General features: G+C 39.8%; 17 protein-coding genes and 1 other annotated feature (1 of these 18 only partly in view). Of the genes, 14 read left to right on the top strand and 3 right to left on the bottom strand.

From position 1 onward, the window contains the following. Nucleotides 1-88: a binding site (T-box leader), on the top strand (it extends 143 nt beyond the left edge of the window). A gap of 46 nt (nucleotides 89-134) precedes the next feature. The 5 genes from thrS (at nucleotide 135) to CSV69_RS01380 (ending at nucleotide 4066) form a co-directional block, all read left to right on the top strand. Further along, nucleotides 135-2069, top strand: a complete 1935-nt coding sequence (gene thrS, locus CSV69_RS01360; RefSeq protein WP_085426530.1) for a threonine--tRNA ligase — start codon at nucleotides 135-137, stop codon at nucleotides 2067-2069. A gap of 491 nt (nucleotides 2070-2560) precedes the next feature. Beyond that, nucleotides 2561-3067: a translation initiation factor IF-3 gene (gene infC, locus CSV69_RS01365; RefSeq protein ID WP_143560340.1), complete on the top strand. Its 507-nt coding sequence runs from the start codon at nucleotides 2561-2563 to the stop codon at nucleotides 3065-3067. A 26-nt stretch (nucleotides 3068-3093) separates the two neighbouring features. Further along, nucleotides 3094-3294 carry a 50S ribosomal protein L35 gene (rpmI, locus tag CSV69_RS01370; protein WP_029052909.1) on the top strand — a complete coding sequence of 67 codons (201 nt, stop codon included), beginning with the start codon at nucleotides 3094-3096 and terminating at the stop codon, nucleotides 3292-3294. A gap of 43 nt (nucleotides 3295-3337) precedes the next feature. Further along, nucleotides 3338-3697 (top strand): 50S ribosomal protein L20, encoded by a 360-nt coding sequence (gene rplT / locus CSV69_RS01375; protein WP_029052910.1) that lies wholly within the window; start codon nucleotides 3338-3340, stop codon nucleotides 3695-3697. A 78-nt stretch (nucleotides 3698-3775) separates the two neighbouring features. Then, nucleotides 3776-4066 carry a DUF1294 domain-containing protein gene (locus tag CSV69_RS01380; RefSeq protein WP_085426528.1) on the top strand — a complete coding sequence of 97 codons (291 nt, stop codon included), beginning with the start codon at nucleotides 3776-3778 and terminating at the stop codon, nucleotides 4064-4066. Between the two features lie 42 nt (nucleotides 4067-4108). Here CSV69_RS01380 and CSV69_RS01385 read toward each other — a convergent pair whose 3' ends face one another. Beyond that, nucleotides 4109-4489, bottom strand: coding sequence for a sigma-w pathway protein ysdB (locus CSV69_RS01385; protein ID WP_085426527.1), 381 nt, complete (start codon nucleotides 4487-4489; stop codon nucleotides 4109-4111). Nucleotides 4490-4583: 94 nt separating this feature from the next. On the opposite strand from CSV69_RS01385, the gene CSV69_RS01390 reads away from it, so the two are divergent. The 5 genes from CSV69_RS01390 to CSV69_RS01410 all read left to right on the top strand — a co-directional run bounded on the left by CSV69_RS01390 (nucleotide 4584) and on the right by CSV69_RS01410 (nucleotide 10402). Further along, nucleotides 4584-5069, top strand: a complete 486-nt coding sequence (locus CSV69_RS01390) for a dUTP diphosphatase (RefSeq protein WP_085426526.1) — start codon at nucleotides 4584-4586, stop codon at nucleotides 5067-5069. 122 nt (nucleotides 5070-5191) lie between these two features. Next, nucleotides 5192-5680 carry a helix-turn-helix domain-containing protein gene (locus CSV69_RS01395; RefSeq protein WP_158232581.1) on the top strand — a complete coding sequence of 163 codons (489 nt, stop codon included), beginning with the start codon at nucleotides 5192-5194 and terminating at the stop codon, nucleotides 5678-5680. Between the two features lie 365 nt (nucleotides 5681-6045). Continuing rightward, the gene (locus CSV69_RS01400; protein ID WP_085426524.1) at nucleotides 6046-7029 is read left to right on the top strand and encodes a zinc-binding dehydrogenase; all 984 of its coding nucleotides are present in this window, start codon (nucleotides 6046-6048) and stop codon (nucleotides 7027-7029) included. Between the two features lie 34 nt (nucleotides 7030-7063). Further along, a complete protein-coding gene (locus CSV69_RS01405) occupies nucleotides 7064-8743 on the top strand; it encodes a formate--tetrahydrofolate ligase (protein ID WP_085426523.1) in 1680 nt (559 codons plus the stop codon). A gap of 177 nt (nucleotides 8744-8920) precedes the next feature. Continuing rightward, nucleotides 8921-10402, top strand: a complete 1482-nt coding sequence (locus CSV69_RS01410; protein ID WP_158232582.1) for a GGDEF domain-containing protein — start codon at nucleotides 8921-8923, stop codon at nucleotides 10400-10402. A gap of 63 nt (nucleotides 10403-10465) precedes the next feature. Here the strand turns inward: CSV69_RS01410 and CSV69_RS01415 are convergent, their stop codons facing one another. Next, on the bottom strand, nucleotides 10466-12157 hold the full coding sequence (locus CSV69_RS01415) for a M3 family oligoendopeptidase (protein ID WP_099692570.1): 1692 nt from the start codon (nucleotides 12155-12157) through the stop codon (nucleotides 10466-10468). A gap of 170 nt (nucleotides 12158-12327) precedes the next feature. Between CSV69_RS01415 and CSV69_RS01420 the strand changes: the two genes are divergently transcribed. Next, entirely contained in the window at nucleotides 12328-12615 is a 288-nt protein-coding gene (locus CSV69_RS01420; protein ID WP_085426520.1) for a DUF6509 family protein, read from the top strand. 109 nt (nucleotides 12616-12724) lie between these two features. Continuing rightward, the gene (locus CSV69_RS01425) at nucleotides 12725-13708 is read left to right on the top strand and encodes an NAD(P)/FAD-dependent oxidoreductase (protein ID WP_085426519.1); all 984 of its coding nucleotides are present in this window, start codon (nucleotides 12725-12727) and stop codon (nucleotides 13706-13708) included. A gap of 150 nt (nucleotides 13709-13858) precedes the next feature. Here CSV69_RS01425 and CSV69_RS01430 read toward each other — a convergent pair whose 3' ends face one another. Beyond that, entirely contained in the window at nucleotides 13859-14884 is a 1026-nt protein-coding gene (locus CSV69_RS01430; RefSeq protein WP_099692571.1) for an NADP-dependent oxidoreductase, read from the bottom strand. 282 nt (nucleotides 14885-15166) lie between these two features. On the opposite strand from CSV69_RS01430, the gene CSV69_RS01435 reads away from it, so the two are divergent. Both CSV69_RS01435 and CSV69_RS01440 read left to right on the top strand, forming a co-directional pair. Then, nucleotides 15167-15871, top strand: coding sequence for a response regulator transcription factor (locus tag CSV69_RS01435; protein WP_099692572.1), 705 nt, complete (start codon nucleotides 15167-15169; stop codon nucleotides 15869-15871). Nucleotides 15872-16109: 238 nt separating this feature from the next. Then, complete coding sequence (locus tag CSV69_RS01440; RefSeq protein ID WP_099692573.1) at nucleotides 16110-17018, top strand: phosphate ABC transporter substrate-binding protein PstS family protein; 909 nt, start codon at nucleotides 16110-16112, stop codon at nucleotides 17016-17018. Nucleotides 17019-17027: the final 9 nt, after the last annotated feature.

Here is a 17027-nt window from a genome sequence, read left to right on the forward strand (position 1 = left end):
GTTAGCCGATCGAAAGCTTCGGTCTTTTCGCTTTTTTGCGAATGGAAGGAAGAAGGGTGGAACCACGAGCTCAAGCCTCGTCCCTTTAGGGATGAGGCTTTTTTGCGTTCAAAAAAAGAAAGGGAGTCATACAAATGTCAGAAAACATTCAATTAAAATTTCCAGACGGTGCAGTAAAAGAATTTGAGAACGGTGTAACAACGGAAGAAATCGCAGGCTCCATCAGTCCTGGATTACGCAAAAGCGCATTGGCAGGGAAGATTGGAGACCAATTAATCGATTTAAAAACTCCAATCCATACAGATGGAGATATTAGCATCATTACTCCAACATCAGATGAAGCATTGGACATTTTACGCCACAGTACGGCTCACCTTTTGGCGCAAGCCGTCAAACGTAAATTCCCAGATGCGAAACTAGGAATAGGTCCTACTATCGATAATGGGTTCTATTATGATATCGATTCACCTACACCGATTACAGCTGAAGACTTACCTGAATTAGAAAAAGAAATGAAACGCATTATCGGTGAAAACTTGCCGATCATTCGTCACGATGTATCTCGTGCGGAAGCGGAAAAGCGTTTTAAAGAAATCGATGATGAATACAAATTGGAACTTCTTGAAGCGATTCCTGAAGATCAACAAGTCTCTATTTATGAACAAGGTGAATTCTTTGACCTATGCCGTGGTATTCACGTCCCGTCTACAGGTAAACTAAAAGAATTTAAATTGTTAAGCATCGCAGGGGCGTATTGGAGAGGGAACTCGGATAATAAAATGCTTCAGCGTATCTATGGAACAGCTTTCTTCAAAAAAGATGAGCTGAAAGAACATTTACGCATGCTTGAAGAAGCGAAAGAGCGCGATCATCGTAAAATCGGTAAAGAATTGAACCTCTTCACGAATTCACAAAAAGTCGGTCAAGGTCTTCCGTTATGGTTGCCAAAAGGTTCTACCATCCGACGCGTAATAGAGCGCTATATTGTAGATAAAGAAGAAAGATTAGGTTACCAGCACGTATATACTCCAGTACTAGGAAGTGTAGAACTTTACAAAACTTCAGGACACTGGGATCACTACCAGGACAGTATGTTCCCTGCAATGAGCATGGACAATGAAGATCTAGTACTGCGTCCGATGAACTGTCCGCATCACATGATGATTTATAAAAATGGTATTCATTCATACCGTAACTTGCCACTTCGTTTGGCAGAACTCGGCACAATGCACCGTTATGAAATGTCTGGAGCACTTTCAGGTCTTCAACGAGTACGCGGAATGACATTGAACGATGCGCATATCTTCGTGCGTCCAGATCAGATTAAAGAAGAGTTTAAACGTGTTGTCATGTTGATCATTGAAGTATATAAAGACTTCAATATCAAAGATTATTCATTCCGTCTATCGTATCGCGATCCTGAAGATACAACGAAATATTTTGATGACGATGAAATGTGGGAACGCGCACAAGCTATGTTAAAAGAAGCAATGGATGAGATGGAACTTCCATATACAGAAGAAGAAGGCGAGGCAGCATTCTACGGTCCAAAGCTTGATGTACAAGTTAAAACAGCAATTGGTATGGAAGAAACTCTTTCTACTGCTCAGCTTGATTTCTTATTGCCAGAGCGCTTTGATCTCACATATATCGGTGAAGACGGCAAGCAACATCGTCCAGTCGTAATCCACCGTGGTGTAGTATCTACAATGGAACGTTTTGTGGCATTCTTAATTGAAGAATATAAAGGAGCTTTCCCTACATGGTTAGCACCGATCCAAGTTGAACTGATTCCCGTGTCGTCTGATGTTCACCTCGACTATGCAGAAGATGTGAAAGAAAAGCTAACGATGGCTGGTTTCCGAGTAGATGTTGACAGTCGTGACGAAAAACTTGGCTATAAAATTCGTGAAGCACAAGTACAAAAAGTTCCATACATGCTTGTACTAGGTGATCGTGAAATGGAAGCTGGCGAAGTGAACGTTCGTAAATACGGCGAACAAAATTCCGAAAGCATGTCGTTCGAAGCATTTCTTGAGGCGATTAAAGAAGATGTCAAGAAGGACTAATAGATAGAAGAAGGCGCTTGCGGCAGTCGCCCGCAAGCCCTTTAGTAAGTTTAAAAGCGTAACTAGCGCTTGCTATGAAAGTACAAATGAAAATAATAGTTGCAATAGTAAACACTATGCGCTATACTTACAAAGTTGAATTAATTCAAACATAACCTATGTATCCGACAACATGTTCTACAGGGTTGTTGACAAAAGATACGAAACATGGTAATATAAATAAGGTTAACTGAATACAGTTTGTGGTATAAGAAGAGGCTACCCGCTTCTCACCTGATCGACGCAATGTAGTTGTTGCCAGGTTAGCACATTTAGTGATTTCTATGCATACGTGCATAGGTTACTTGCGCGGGTAGACAAATCATAATTTGTCTACTTTTTTTATTTCGTAAAATGGATGGACCTGTGGGACCTTTAAGTCGGACAATCCGACATACCAAAACGTGTATTCACGAGACAATATTCGGAGGTGGATTACTATTAGCAAAGACATGTACGTAAATGATGGTATCCGAGCACGTGAGCTGCGATTAATTGATCACAACGGCGAGCAACTCGGTATCAAAACGCGTAATGAAGCTTTAGAAATTGCTGCTCAAGCAAACCTGGACTTAGTTCTTGTTGCTCCACAAGCGAAGCCCCCAGTAGCTCGTGTTATGGACCATGGAAAGTTCAAGTTCGAACAGCAAAAGAAAGAGCGTGAAGTACGTAAGAACCAAAAGATCATCAACATGAAAGAAGTTCGACTTAGTCCAACAATTGATGAGCATGATTTCCAAACGAAACTTCGTAACGGAATCAAGTTCCTTGAAAATGGGGATAAGGTAAAAGCTTCAATTCGTTTCCGCGGCCGTGCGATTACACACAAAGAAATTGGCCAAAGAGTTCTTGATCGCTTTGCAGAAGCTTGCAAGGAAGTAGCAACTATTGAAGTTAAGCCCAAGATGGAAGGCCGGAGCATGTTCTTAATACTTGCACCGCTAGCCGAAAAACAGTAAGACGAACAATTTAGGAGGAACAGAACATGCCAAAAATGAAAACTCACCGCGGTTCCGCGAAACGTTTCAAAAGAACTGGAACTGGTAAATTAAAGCGTGGCCGTGCTTACACAAGTCACCTTTTTGCTAACAAATCTACGAAGGCTAAGCGTCACTTACGTAAGTCTTCACTAGTTTCTTCAGGCGATTACAAGCGTATTCGCGAAATGCTAACAAACATGAAGTAAGATCGAAACACACACTTATAGGATAAGCAGGAGGTAATGCACTATGCCACGCGTAAAAGGTGGAACAGTAACGCGCAAGCGTCATAAAAAAGTATTAAAATTAGCAAAAGGTTATTTCGGTTCAAAACATAGACTATATAAGGTAGCAAACCAACAGGTTATGAAATCTTATAACTATGCTTACCGTGACCGTCGTAACAAAAAACGTGATTTCCGTAGACTATGGATCACACGTATCAACGCGGCTGCTCGTGTGAATGGTATTTCATACAGCACATTAATGCACGGCTTGAAAGTAGCTGGCATCGATGTAAACCGTAAGATGCTTGCAGAACTTGCAGTGACAGATGCACCAGCATTTGCACAACTTGCAGAGACAGCAAAAAAATCTGTAGCAAAATAAGATGAACCAAAATCCACTTTCGTTTTCATTCTTATATGGAAATGAAGGTGGATTTTTTCGTATGGAGGAATGGCTGAAATGGCGCAAACTCTATTGATTTATATGGTAATCCTGTCTATCTGGGCATTCGCAGCAATGGGATATGATAAAAAACAATCTAAGAAGAAAAAGCAGCGCATACCAGAAAGAAATCTATGGTTGCTGGCTTTGCTTGGTGGGGGAGTAGGAGCGTACTTTGGTATGCAGTTCTTTCACCACAAAACGAGAAAAACCAATTTTCGTATTGGATTTCTACTTCTGATGCTACTTGATATTGTAATTTTACTTGCAGCATACGGTGTGAAATTACCGGCTACTGTTATGTTTTGACATAAAAAAAGGAAATAGTCGCGAGCAACTATTTCCTTAAAATTAGGATTTCATTAACTGTTCAATTGGATTCTTCCAATTGATTTCGGCATATGGATAATACGTCTGGACTTCCGATTCCAGGAAGTGAAAATCTTCTTTTGTCATACCTTGTAATTTGGATTCGTTCTTCACCCAAATAAAGATGGAAACTACATCAAATGAATTGGGTGTAGTGCCTAAATACTTCTCACCTTCAAACATTGCACCTTTGTACGTAATGAAGAAGTTTTTACGGATATTTTTGGCGTCATCATAAAAATAATATTGTTCTTTTTCATACGCTTCGTCCAGCTTTCGCTTGGCATCAGTCAAATAGCGAATGCCGGCATAAAATAAATAAATGACAAGTGCTATAATGAAGACACGAATCAATAAAATCAATGAAATCAGCTCCTGCAAATTATATAGTACTGTACTATACGGATGAGCAGCATAGAAGGTTTCATTTTAAAGCAAAACGTTGGAGGGGATTCAAATGAAATTACATCAACTATTTGAAATGCAAAGAGCGCTCGATACATACATACAAAAAAATCATCAAACGGATGAAACTTTCACGGAAAGAGGTTTGGCACTAGTAGTCGAACTTTCTGAGTTGGCTAATGAAACCCGTTGTTTTAAATTCTGGAGCACTAAAGGCCCTTCCGCTAATGACGTCATCTTAGAAGAGTATGTAGATTCTATTCATTTCTTATTATCTCTAGGAATCGAAAAAAACTTTGACGGATTGGAAGAATGGCCTGCAGGGGAAAGTACTGATCAAAACTTGACTCAATTATTCATTCAAACAGGTCGATCCATTTATACATTCTTGGATTCATTAACATTTGAAGATTATAAAAATATATGGGTGAATTACGGTGCACTTGCGAATACGCTTGGATTTACCGAAGATCAAATTATTCAAGCTTATATTGATAAAAATGAAGAGAACTACGCTCGTCAAAGAAGCGGATACTAAGCGGTAACAGTAGGCTTGTCACAAATTAAGCTATAAAAGACATTTCATATAAAAATAAATTGACAAAGAGACTGTTTTGATAATAAAATTAATACAACATAGGTCATACAGGGGGTATTTCGTTGAACGAATGGAGTAAAGATGATTTTGGATTGCGTTTAAAGGCACTGAGAGAACGTCGTGGACTGTCAATGATGGCATTTGGCGCGGCTATTGGTACATCAGCCAGCCGAATTAAAGATTGGGAGCGCGGTAAAAATGCTCCATCTGCTGCATGGATTGCTAAAATTTCAGAGCGTTTCTCTGTTTCCACGGATGAATTGATCATGGGCGAGGTGACTTTTACACCGTATATCAAAACGACAGGTAATACAGTAGAATCACTCTATGATCGCCTTCGTGAAACGATGAATGTCGAAACCTCAGGTACGTGGCCAACAGAGACTGATGAGCTATATGCAGAAATTGACTCTGTGAACAAAGAGAAGTATCGCAGCGGTAAAGGACGTCGCTCAGCTGAAAAAGAGCTAATGGAGCTGGCTATCCGTCTACCAAAAAAAGATGTACTAGAACTACTCGAGCTTGCTAAATATAAAAGACGTACGCTATAAAAATAACCCTAGAAGTTAGTATGCTTCTAGGGTTATTTTTTGTATAATCTGAGGCTTACAATCTAAATCAGGTAAGTACAATGAATTAGTTTGACAGTACGAAGGGATAGAAGCTCCAGTTGGCGGAAGCTTTCCCAGAGGATCAGCTCGACAGGCGAGACAACCAAGGGAGCAACGAGACTGGTTGGCTCACCGCGAGCCCTCTAGGAAAGCGTCCCCTCCGTAGCGCAAATCCCTACCCCAACACCCCGTCAGCCACCCCCTTTATTCCCAAATAATTATTAATCAAACAGCGTGAAATGTAGGAATATAGAATGAAATGCGTTATGATAGAGTCGTAGATAAACCCAAGGAGGATGAGTTGATTGAAAGCATTCGTTCATGAAAATGGTGAGTTGCACTATACAGATATCGCCGATCCCTCAGCTGGAAACGGTGAAGTAATTGTCGCATTGAAAACAGCAGGACTCAACCGACGTGATACAGCTATACCCAAACGACGTGGAGACGTCAAAGAACCATTGGCACTAGGCTCAGACGGCGCAGGCACGATCGAATCAATCGGTGAAGGTGTAACTGGTTGGAATGTTGGAGATGAAGTCATTATCAATCCATCACTTCGATGGTTCAAAGAAAGCGATGCGCCACCAACTGAATTTGATATTCTAGGTATGCCAGATCATGGTACGTTTGCTGAAAAAATTTGCATATCCTCAGAACAGCTAGAGAAAAAGCCATCACATCTTACGTGGAATGAAGCCGCAGTCATCGCTCTATCAGGGCTTACCGGTTATCGTGCATTGGTGACTAGAGGTCGTATAGAAGAAGGACAAACGGTCTTTATTCCCGGAGCTGGGAGTGGCGTCGCAACGTTTATGATTCAATTCGCAAAGAAAATGGGAGCGCGTGTTATCGTATCCTCAAGAAGCGAAGAAAAAAGAAATCATGCTATGAAAATCGGTGCAGATAGGGCAATTGATACGAACAGCGATTGGCCAGCAGAACTAAAAGAAGAAACAGTGGATTTGGTGATTGAAAGTGTAGGTAGAGCAACATTTAATCGTTCGCTTGAAATTCTTAAAAAAGGCGGTCATATCGTAGTATTCGGTGCAACGACAGAAGACACCGTCGAACTGAACTTACGCGAATTCTTTTATGGTCAGTATTCGCTACTAGGCACTACGATGGGAAGTCGTGAAGAATTACGCGAGATGTTGACTTTGATGGAAGAACATCAAATCCATCCTGTAATTGATTCCGTAATTCCTCTTGAAAAAACTAGTGAGGCATTTACCAAGTTGGACGACAGCGTTCAATTCGGTAAAATCGTTATAGAAATTACGAAATAAACTATATGACCAGCATAGAAAGGCAGTGGAACTAGTGACAAAAGAAGTAAAGACACTGACAGATTTGGAAATCGCTTCAAAAGCAACGATGCAACCAATTGAAGACATAGCGGATCGAGCAGGAATTCCATTGGATGCACTTGAGCTGTATGGTAAATACAAAGCGAAAATTAACGTAGATCTTATACCTAGACAAACTTCACAAGCTAAGGTAGTTCTCGTAACTGCTACGAGTCCAACTCCAGCCGGAGAAGGAAAATCGACAGTGACAGTTGGCCTTGGAGATGCACTTTCACGTTTAGGTAAGAAAACCATGATCGCATTACGCGAACCTTCATTGGGCCCTGTAATGGGTGTCAAAGGTGGAGCGACAGGAGGCGGCTTCTCCCAAGTATTGCCGATGGAAGATATCAATTTACACTTTACTGGTGACCTTCATGCCATTACGACGGTAAACAATGCGTTAAGTGCTATGATCGATAACCACTTGCATCAAGGAAATGTGTTAAATATCGATCCTCGCCGTATTACTTGGAAACGAGTAATGGATATGAATGACCGTGCACTGCGTCATGTAACGATTGGTTTAGGTGGACCTTCACAAGGTGTCCCACGTGAAGATGGCTTCGACATTACAGTAGCATCAGAAATCATGGCAGTCTTCTGTCTAGCGAGTAGTTTAAAGGACTTGAGAGAGCGCTTGTCCGATATTGTCATCGGCTATACGTATACTAAAGAAGCAGTAACTGTGCGCGATTTAGGAGTTGAGGGAGCGTTAACACTACTTCTTAAAGATGCGTTCAAACCCAATCTCGTACAAACAATCGAAGGCACACCAGCTTTAATTCATGGTGGACCATTTGCGAATATTGCACATGGTTGCAACTCATTGATTGCGACGAATACAGCGCGTAATCTGGCGGACTATGTTGTGACCGAAGCAGGATTCGGATCGGATCTGGGTGCAGAGAAATTTATGGACATTAAAGCGCGCATTGGTAAGTTTCAGCCGGATGCAGTAGTTCTCGTGACGACAATCCGTGCGCTCAAAATGCACGGCGGGGTAGCGAAACAGGAATTAAAAGCAGAGAATAGTGAAGCGGTAGAAAAAGGGTTAGTTAATTTAGAAAAACATATAGAGACGATTCTGGCATTCGGAGTGCAACCTGTAGTAGCGCTCAATCGTTTTGTTGGAGACTCTGACAGCGAATTACAAAAGGTTCAGAAGTGGTGTCAAGACAATGAAGTGAGAATGGCATTAACTGACGTATGGCTAGACGGTGGAGCAGGCGGAGAACTATTGGCGAAAGAAGTCTTGAAAGTGATGGATGAGCCAAATAACTTCGCGCCGATTTATGAAGTCGAGCAATCAGTTGAGGAAAAGCTGACAGCAATTGTGCAAAAAGTATACGGTGGTATAGGGGTATTATTTACGGATCAAGCAAAGAAAGATTTAGCTGTGATTAAACAAAATGGCTGGGATCTGTTGCCTGTCTGTATGGCGAAAACTCAGTACTCATTTTCTGATGATCCGAAAAAGTTGGGACGACCAACAAACTTTTCGATTACAATACGCAGTATCTTACCGAAACTAGGTGCGGGTTTCTTAGTTTGTCTAACAGGCGATATTATGACAATGCCTGGCTTACCAAAAAAACCAGCCGCACTGAATATGGATGTAGATGCGGACGGTAATGCTAAAGGGTTAATGTGATGTATTAATAAAATGATGTCATGAAAAGCAAAGAGTTTTCAGCTCTTTGTTTTTTTGTTGAAAAAAGTCATATGAAAAAGTAAAAAATACCTTTAAAAAAGGTTCCATTGAACTACTGTTATGCTATACTATTCTTTGACGTTTTGTACAAATGCTGAAGAGAAGGGGTGCCATGTAGTGGATAAAAGCTTTCGTCTAAAGTTAACTGGCATCCTCATTTCATTTACTTTGCTTTTGTCATTGGTTATTATCGTGACAGACTATATTCGATTGAAAAAGAATGTGGAAACCAGTTTGGAAATGCAAATTCAGGTGGCAGAAGATGAGATCATTACGAGTCTTGCAACTATTGATAAAGTATATAATGTTTTAGACGTTGAACGAGAGAGGGATATGAGAGAGTATTCCCAAGATCTACTTGAATTGTATGAAAAACAACCTGATTTTTCAACATGGGATTATAAAGCATTGAAAAAAAAGATGGGTATGGATATCTTTATAATTGATAAAAACAATGTAGTGATTGAAAGTAGTTATAAACCGGATATAGGACTGGATTTTAATTTATGTTGTTCAAAATTCAGTTCACTATTAACTGAGCGTAGGAAACTAGGGGTATTCGCGCATGATGCACTCGATGTTCAACAGAACACAGGTGGATTTAAAAAGTTTAGCTATATGCCCACCCCTGATCGGAATTATATAATTGAACTGGGATATCTATTGGAAGATAAACTTGTGTTTAAAGAATTCAACTTTCTAGATACGATGCACAAATTAGAAAATGAAAATGATCAAATAAAATCCATTAAACTATACAACTACTTAGGTCTACTACTTGGAGATCGAGGAACCGGTAAGGAAAAAGAAATCAATCCTTCCAGAAAACCAATTTTTACAGCTGCTTATAAAAATTTAAAAAAAGAAGAGATAACAGTAAAAGAGAACGGTCAAACTATAACCTATCGGTACATACCCTATAAAGCGGATACAGTGCCTGGACTTTCTACGAATCGTGTAGTAGAAATTGCGTACTATGATGTTCCATTCTCTAGCGTGCTGACATCCTATCGTAATCAGTTTCTATTTCAAACGGCCTTCATTGCATTTACTACTATAGTCATGTCGATTATTCTTGCGAGAATGATTGCAAGACCTGTCCATTTGGCATTCCATGATGCGCTTACGGGATTAAAAAACCGTGCTGCTTTTGACGATACGGCAGTAGAGTGGCTTCGCCAGAAAAAAGGTCCACTACAGTTTATGATTATTGATTTAGATAACTTTAAATCTGTAAATGACATATTAGGACATGGAGAAGGCGATAAATTATTAGTGCGAGCCGCGAATATTATTGATAAGGAAAGTGGGAAAGATCATTTAGCTGCTCGAATTGGCGGCGATGAATTTGTCGTGTTGTTTTCACGTATGTCCGATGACCACGTCATAGAGCGTGCAAATAGTATGCTAGAAACGATGAGAGAGTCGTTTAGCTATTTGGAAACGGAAGGCATTGAATTATCTATCAGTATTGGGATTGCTGTGGCGAAGAAGAAAGATACCATTCATACACTTTATCGTAAAGCCGATTTGGCGTTGTATCAATCGAAGAAAAAAGGTAAAGATCAATATTCCTTATATGACTCGAATGAATTATAAAAAAGAGGATGTACAGACGTCAGTATTATGACATTCTGTTACATCCTCTTTTATGTTCTTGGATTAATAAATCTTATGATCGACCATCCATTTACTGATGAAATCCATAATGGATTCAATAGTTCCTTCTTCAAAAGGGGATTTCAGATGGGCGGTCTCTACAAGTTCCAGAAATGATTTACTTCCTCCTAATTGACATAACGCCAAGTAGTCTGACCACGCGTCATCAAAGTCTTCCAATGAACGTTGCCAAAATTGAAAAGCACAGATTTGTGCAAAAGCATAATCAATATAATAAAACGGTACTTCGTATATATGACCTTGTCTCTGCCAAAAACCACCTTGTTCTAGATAGGGATGTCCATCATAATCCCGTTTAGGTAAATAGGTGGCCTCCAAATCTTTCCATACTGCCTTACGTTCAGCAGGTGTCAGTTCAGGGTGATCGTAGATGCGCTGTTGAAACTCATCTACTGCCACACCATATGGTAAAAATAGTACACCTTCAAGTAAGTGTGCATAGCGATAACGGTCTGCATCAGTACCGAAGAAACGATCCATCCAGAACCACGTAAAGAACTCCATACTCATGGAATGAATTTCCGCTGCTTCAGTTGTCGGCCAAATATATTCAGGTATTCCGATCGAACGGCTTGAGTAAACTTGAAATGCGTGACCTGCTTCATGGGTCAAGACGTCAATATCACCCGACGTTCCATTAAAGTTTGAAAATATGAATGGGGAGTCGTAGTTATCGATAAAAGTACAATAACCACCAGCTTCTTTCCCTTTTTTCGCGACCAAATCCAAAAGGTTTTTACGCTTCATATAGTCAAAGAAGCGCCCGGTCTCACGGGACAACTCGGAATACATTTTCTGTCCGTTTTCTATAATCCATTCAGGCGTACCTTTTGGTTTTGGATTTCCTTCAGGATACTGCAAAGGTTCATCATAAAACTTCATTTGAGAAATACCAATTCGTCTGCTTTGCATACCACGTATTTTCTCGGTCAATGGTACAACATGCATCCGAATTTGTTTACGGAAATCTTCTACCATATCCGTATCATAGCCAATCCTGTCCATGCGAATGTAACCTAATTCAGTAAAGTATGTAAATCCAAGTGCAGTAGCGATTTTATGACGTACTGCTACAAGACGATCAAAAATTTCGTCGAATTTTTCTTCATGTGATGCAAAGAAATCGGCAGTAGCATTCATCGCATCTTTTCTTACGGCACGATCAAGTGATTCCTTAAATGGACCGAGTTGAGCTAATGTCAGCGTTTCACCTTGAAACGGAATTTGAGCTGAAGCCACGAGTTTGGAATACTCGGAGATCAACTTATTCTCATCTTGCAAGAGGGGTAAGACTTCATCTGAATAGGATCGAATAGCATTTTCAGCAAGATGGAATAACTGGGCTCCCCATTTATCCTCGAGCTGAGAACGGAAAGGAGAGGCGATCAAGGATTTATAATAATCGCTTTGCAAAGCTTGGAATTGAGGGCCGATCTCATCAAAATAATCCCGCTCATCTTGATAAAATATGTCATTCGTATCAATGGAAGATCGGATATACATAATGTTTTCTTGTGTACTGTAATCACTTGTCAACTGGTTAATGTGCTCAATAATTTTGGATTGATCTTCAAATGAGCTGGATTGCTCAAATTGGGTAAGTGCTGTTTTGAATTCAGTTTGTAGTTTTTCGATACTCGGGCGAGTGTACTCATAATCTTCAAAAGTAAGCATTGTAGTCCTCCTAGTTTGCATATAGTGTGACTATCTCTTCATTTTCCGGTAACAGTAATAGAAAAGCAAACTATTTACCGGAAAAGACGTACATAAATTGCCACGAACTTATGAAATGATGTAGGATAGAGAGAGTAAACTCTTAGTGAGCGGGAAGAAGGAGAAATTTAATGCAAATAGTAAATGGTAAAGTGGAAGAATTGGTCGATCCAACAGGTATAATCGATGGTCAGCGCTACGAATTTCTTTTGACAGTTAAGTTCGATGAAGAAGATGAACTGTTCAATGAAGAAGGTACCGGCTTACGTATGCTATATTCTGTGAAAGATGGCCAGCGAAAGATGTTAACGTACCATTTTTATGAATTGGCAACGGAAAGTCCATTTGATGTAGAATGGGACGAAGAAGAACAAGCCGCAGCAGAGCAATATTGTGCAGAAATTTTCCCAGCAGTCTAATACAAAATAGATGTTATTCTTTTTAAAATAGAGGATAATGTACTAGAGAAATATAAATGGTGCACCCCAATAGCTTCTCATTAAAGAATTAAATATAGGAGTGTTTTAGATGAATCAAGAAATAGTGGATATTACGATTATCGGTGGCGGACCCACTGGATTATTTTCATCATTCTACGCAGGTATGCGTGAGATGTCTGTTAAAATCATTGATAGTTTGCCACAACTTGGCGGCCAATTGATCGAACTATATCCTGATAAGTACATTTATGACGTTGGTGGGTTCCCTAAAATTTTGGCGAAAGACTTAGTGTCTAATCTCGTTACACAAGCACACTATGCAAAACCTGAAATTTGTTTAGGTGAGGCTGCATTGTCTATCGAGAAGAAAGACGATCATTTTGTTCTGACGACAGACAAAGGACAACATTTAACACGTACTATTTTATTGACGGCAGGTATAGGTGCTTTTCAACCGCGTAAAATTGGATTGAAAGAAGAACCTATTTTTGAAGGTAAAACATTGCACTACGGTATCAAAGACTTGTCTTTGTTTAAAGACCAGAATATCTGTGTTTGTGGTGGAGGAGACTCTGCGCTTGACTGGGCATTAATGCTTGAAGATATCGCAAGCCAAGTAACACTTGTTCACCGAAGAGAACGTTTCACTGCACATGAAACAAGTGTCAATCAATTGCACAATTCTAGTGTCAACGTGTTAACTTCACATGCTGTAAGTGAGTTACAAGGTGACGGAGATAAAATGGACAAAGTAATTCTGAAAGAAAAAGACGGCAGTGTAAAAGAACTTGAATTCGATCATGTCGTAGTCAATTACGGTAATATTTCTTCTCTAGGACCATTAAAGGACTGGGGATTAGATATGGAGCGTAATTCCATTAAAGTAAACTCTCGCATGGAAACGAATATTGAAGGTATTTATGCTGCAGGTGATGTAACTACATACGACGGCAAAGTAAAATTAATTGCGGTAGGTATGGGTGAAGCGCCGGTTGCCATAAGCCACGCGAAAGCGTTCTTGGATCCTAAAGCGAAAGTACAACCATTGCACAGTACAAGTGTATTTGGTTAATAGACGAGCAAACACCTTGTACGGAAAGTTTTCTCCGTACAAGGTGTTTTTTATATGTAGTGAGCTACACCAAGAGATTATGAAATGCAAAAGGCTGTTCCAAGAAGTTATGACTCCTTGGAACAGCCTATTTTTATTGTTAATCAAATATTACTTTGCAGTTTTGGGATCTGCTACTTTAACTAGTTGCTTCCCTAAATTAGTCCCTTCGAATAAACCAAGAAATGCATCTGGAATATTTTCAAAACCTTCCACAATGGTTTCTTCGTATTTCAACTTACCTTCCGATAACCATTTCCCTAAGTCAGCTGATGCAGTAGGGAAGTCTTTTGCGTAATCTCCTACTGTGAAACCTTTCATCAACGCACTTGTTTTAATCATCGTCGACTGTGGTCGTGGTCCCACATCTTGACCTTCTTTGTTATATGAAGAAATAGCGCCACATAGAGCAATACGTGCATGTTTGTTCAATAAAGTGAACACCGCGTCGGTAACTTCACCGCCGACGTTATCGAAATAAACATCCACTCCGTCTGACGCGGCTTGAGTTAAGTCATCTTTGAAGCTATCTAGTTTGTAATTGACGGCTTCATCAAAACCAAGTTCATTTTTCAGGTAATCGATCTTTTCCTGAGAGCCAGCAATCCCGATCACTTTGGCGCCTTTCATTTTCGCAATTTGACCCACTACTGAACCAACCGCTCCGGCAGCACCTGATACCACAACAGTTTCACCTTCTTGTGGTTTACCGATATCGAGTAAACCAAAGTATGCAGTTAGACCCGTCATTCCAAGAATACCTAAATGAGTAGTGATCGGCGCAACACTCGGATCGATTTTACGTAGATCTTTCGCGGCTGCAGCTGAGTACTCTGCCCAGTTAAGGTTTCCTACAACAAAATCTCCCGGTGCAAATGCTTCTGAATTAGATTCAGTCACTTCTCCGACGACTCCGCCTGCAATCACTTCGTCTAGTTTAAATGGGGGAATGTAAGATTTTGCATCTATCATTCTTCCTCGCATGTATGGATCGACAGAAACGTATAGCGTACGTACAAGTACTTCGTTTTCTTTCAGTTCAGGAATTGATTTTTCTACGAAATTGAATGTTTCCATAGTAGGTAATCCTTTAGGACGGTTAGCTAAATGAATTTCTTTTTGTGTGTATTGAGTCATAGTAATTCCTCCAGTTTTATGTGTAATTAATTTCAACAACTAACTAAAAGTAAGCTTAATGATAAGATTACTAGGACGAAGTAGGGAAGTCAATTAATTGCACTGAAATGAAAATGTCATTCATAGTTGTTAGAACAGCTTAAACTTAATAACTTTGAATGGATTGTTAGAATACAAACCTAACAAAATAGAATTTTGGTAGACATTTACTTGGCATCATCGTACAGTAAAGACGTAGACATTCAGAAATATTAATGATTTAGCCGTAAAGGAGCTAACCAAATGAAAAAGGTTTTGGTTGTAGAAGATGAACAGTCAATAGCTACTCTTTTGCAATATAATTTGGAACATGCAGGATACAAAGTGTACGTAGCCCGAGATGGAAATACCGCAATCTCTATGACACTTTCGGAAAAACCGGATGTACTACTTCTTGATATTATGCTACCCGGAATGGATGGTATGGATGTATGTAAAAAGCTCCGTCAAGAAAAGATTCATACACCGATTTTAATGTTAACAGCGAAAAGTGAGGAATTTGATAAAGTTCTTGGATTAGAATTGGGAGCAGATGATTACTTAACAAAACCATTCAGTCCACGAGAGGTACTCGCTCGTGTGAAAGCTATTTTGCGCAGAATAGAACTACAGGATTCTATTCAAGTAATCGAGCCGACAACAGAGCTACGTAATGGTAGTTTACTAATCCATCCAGATCGAATTGAAGCTTTTTTGGATGGGAATCTTTTAGAGCTGACACCAAAAGAATTTGAACTACTGCTATACTTAATGCGGCATTCAGGTAAAGTATTACACCGTGAACAGCTGCTGAATGCGATATGGAATTACGACTACACAGGTGATTCCCGTATTGTAGATGTCCATATCAGTCATCTGCGTGAAAAGATTGAACCTGATACAAAACGTCCCGTCTACATCAAGACTGTTAGGGGCTTTGGTTATAAATTTGAGGAAGTAATAAAATAAATTATGTATATACATATTGAAGCTGAAGGTGAATCCCAAATGGATTTGACCTTCAGTTTTTATTTGCATTGGCATTTACATACTTTTCATCCCTCTCTCTAACGTACTATATTTTCTATACAGAGTCTTTACACAACCTTTACGTTTCATCCATCACTCCTCAATACTCCTTGATTATAGTTAAGAAGCAGTAGAAAGCGAGCTACTACTAAAACAAAAATTCCTAGGGGGCACATTGATGAGAAAGCGTAATCGAATTACTGTATTGGTGTTTGTTTTACTTTGTACATGGGTGATCGCAGCTTGTAGCAGTATGAAAGCAGATGAAGGTGAAAAAGAAGAATCCAAACAAGAAACGAAGCAAACAACTGAGTCGATCACGGCAGTAGGTTCGAGTGCACTACAACCTTTAGTGGAAGCAACAGCACAGCAGTATACGATAAAAAATCCAGGTTCGATCATTAACGTTCAAGGCGGCGGAAGTGGAACTGGCTTAAGTAAAATCAGCGAAGATGCAGTAGATATCGGAAACTCTGATATATTCGCTGAAGAAAAAGAAGGCGTGGACGCAAGTAACTTAGTTGACCATAAGGTAGCTGTTGTCGGAATGGCACCAGTGAGTCACCCAGAGACAGGTGTAACCGATATTTCATCTGAAGATTTGATTGCAGTCTTTACTGGAGACATCACAAACTGGAAAGAGCTTGGCGGAAATGATCAAGAAATTATTGTTATCAATCGTGCAAAAGGATCTGGTACGCGAGCTACTTTTGAAGCGTTTGCTCTAGATGGAAAACAGCCGATCGATGCACAAGAACAAGATTCTTCAGGCACAGTGCGTAAAATTGTCAGTGAAACACCAGGAGCAATCAGCTACTTAGCATTTTCATACTTCGATCAAACAACTACAGCTTTAAAAGTCAATGGAGTTACACCAAATCGTGAAAATGTCGAGTCGAATGAATGGAAAATCTGGGCTTACCAGCATATGTATACAAACGGTGAAGCAACGGGACTATCCAAGGAATTGATCGACTATATACTCTCAGATGAGATTCAAGAAACATTACTTCCCGAAATGGACTACCTACCGGTAACAGGTATGCAAGTCGAACGAGATGCAGAAGGAACTGTTACGAAAAAGTGATAGTATCTA

The sequence above is a fragment of the Sporosarcina sp. P26b genome (assembly GCF_002743245.1).
Taxonomy (GTDB): Bacteria; Bacillota; Bacilli; order Bacillales_A; family Planococcaceae; genus Sporosarcina; species Sporosarcina ureae_C.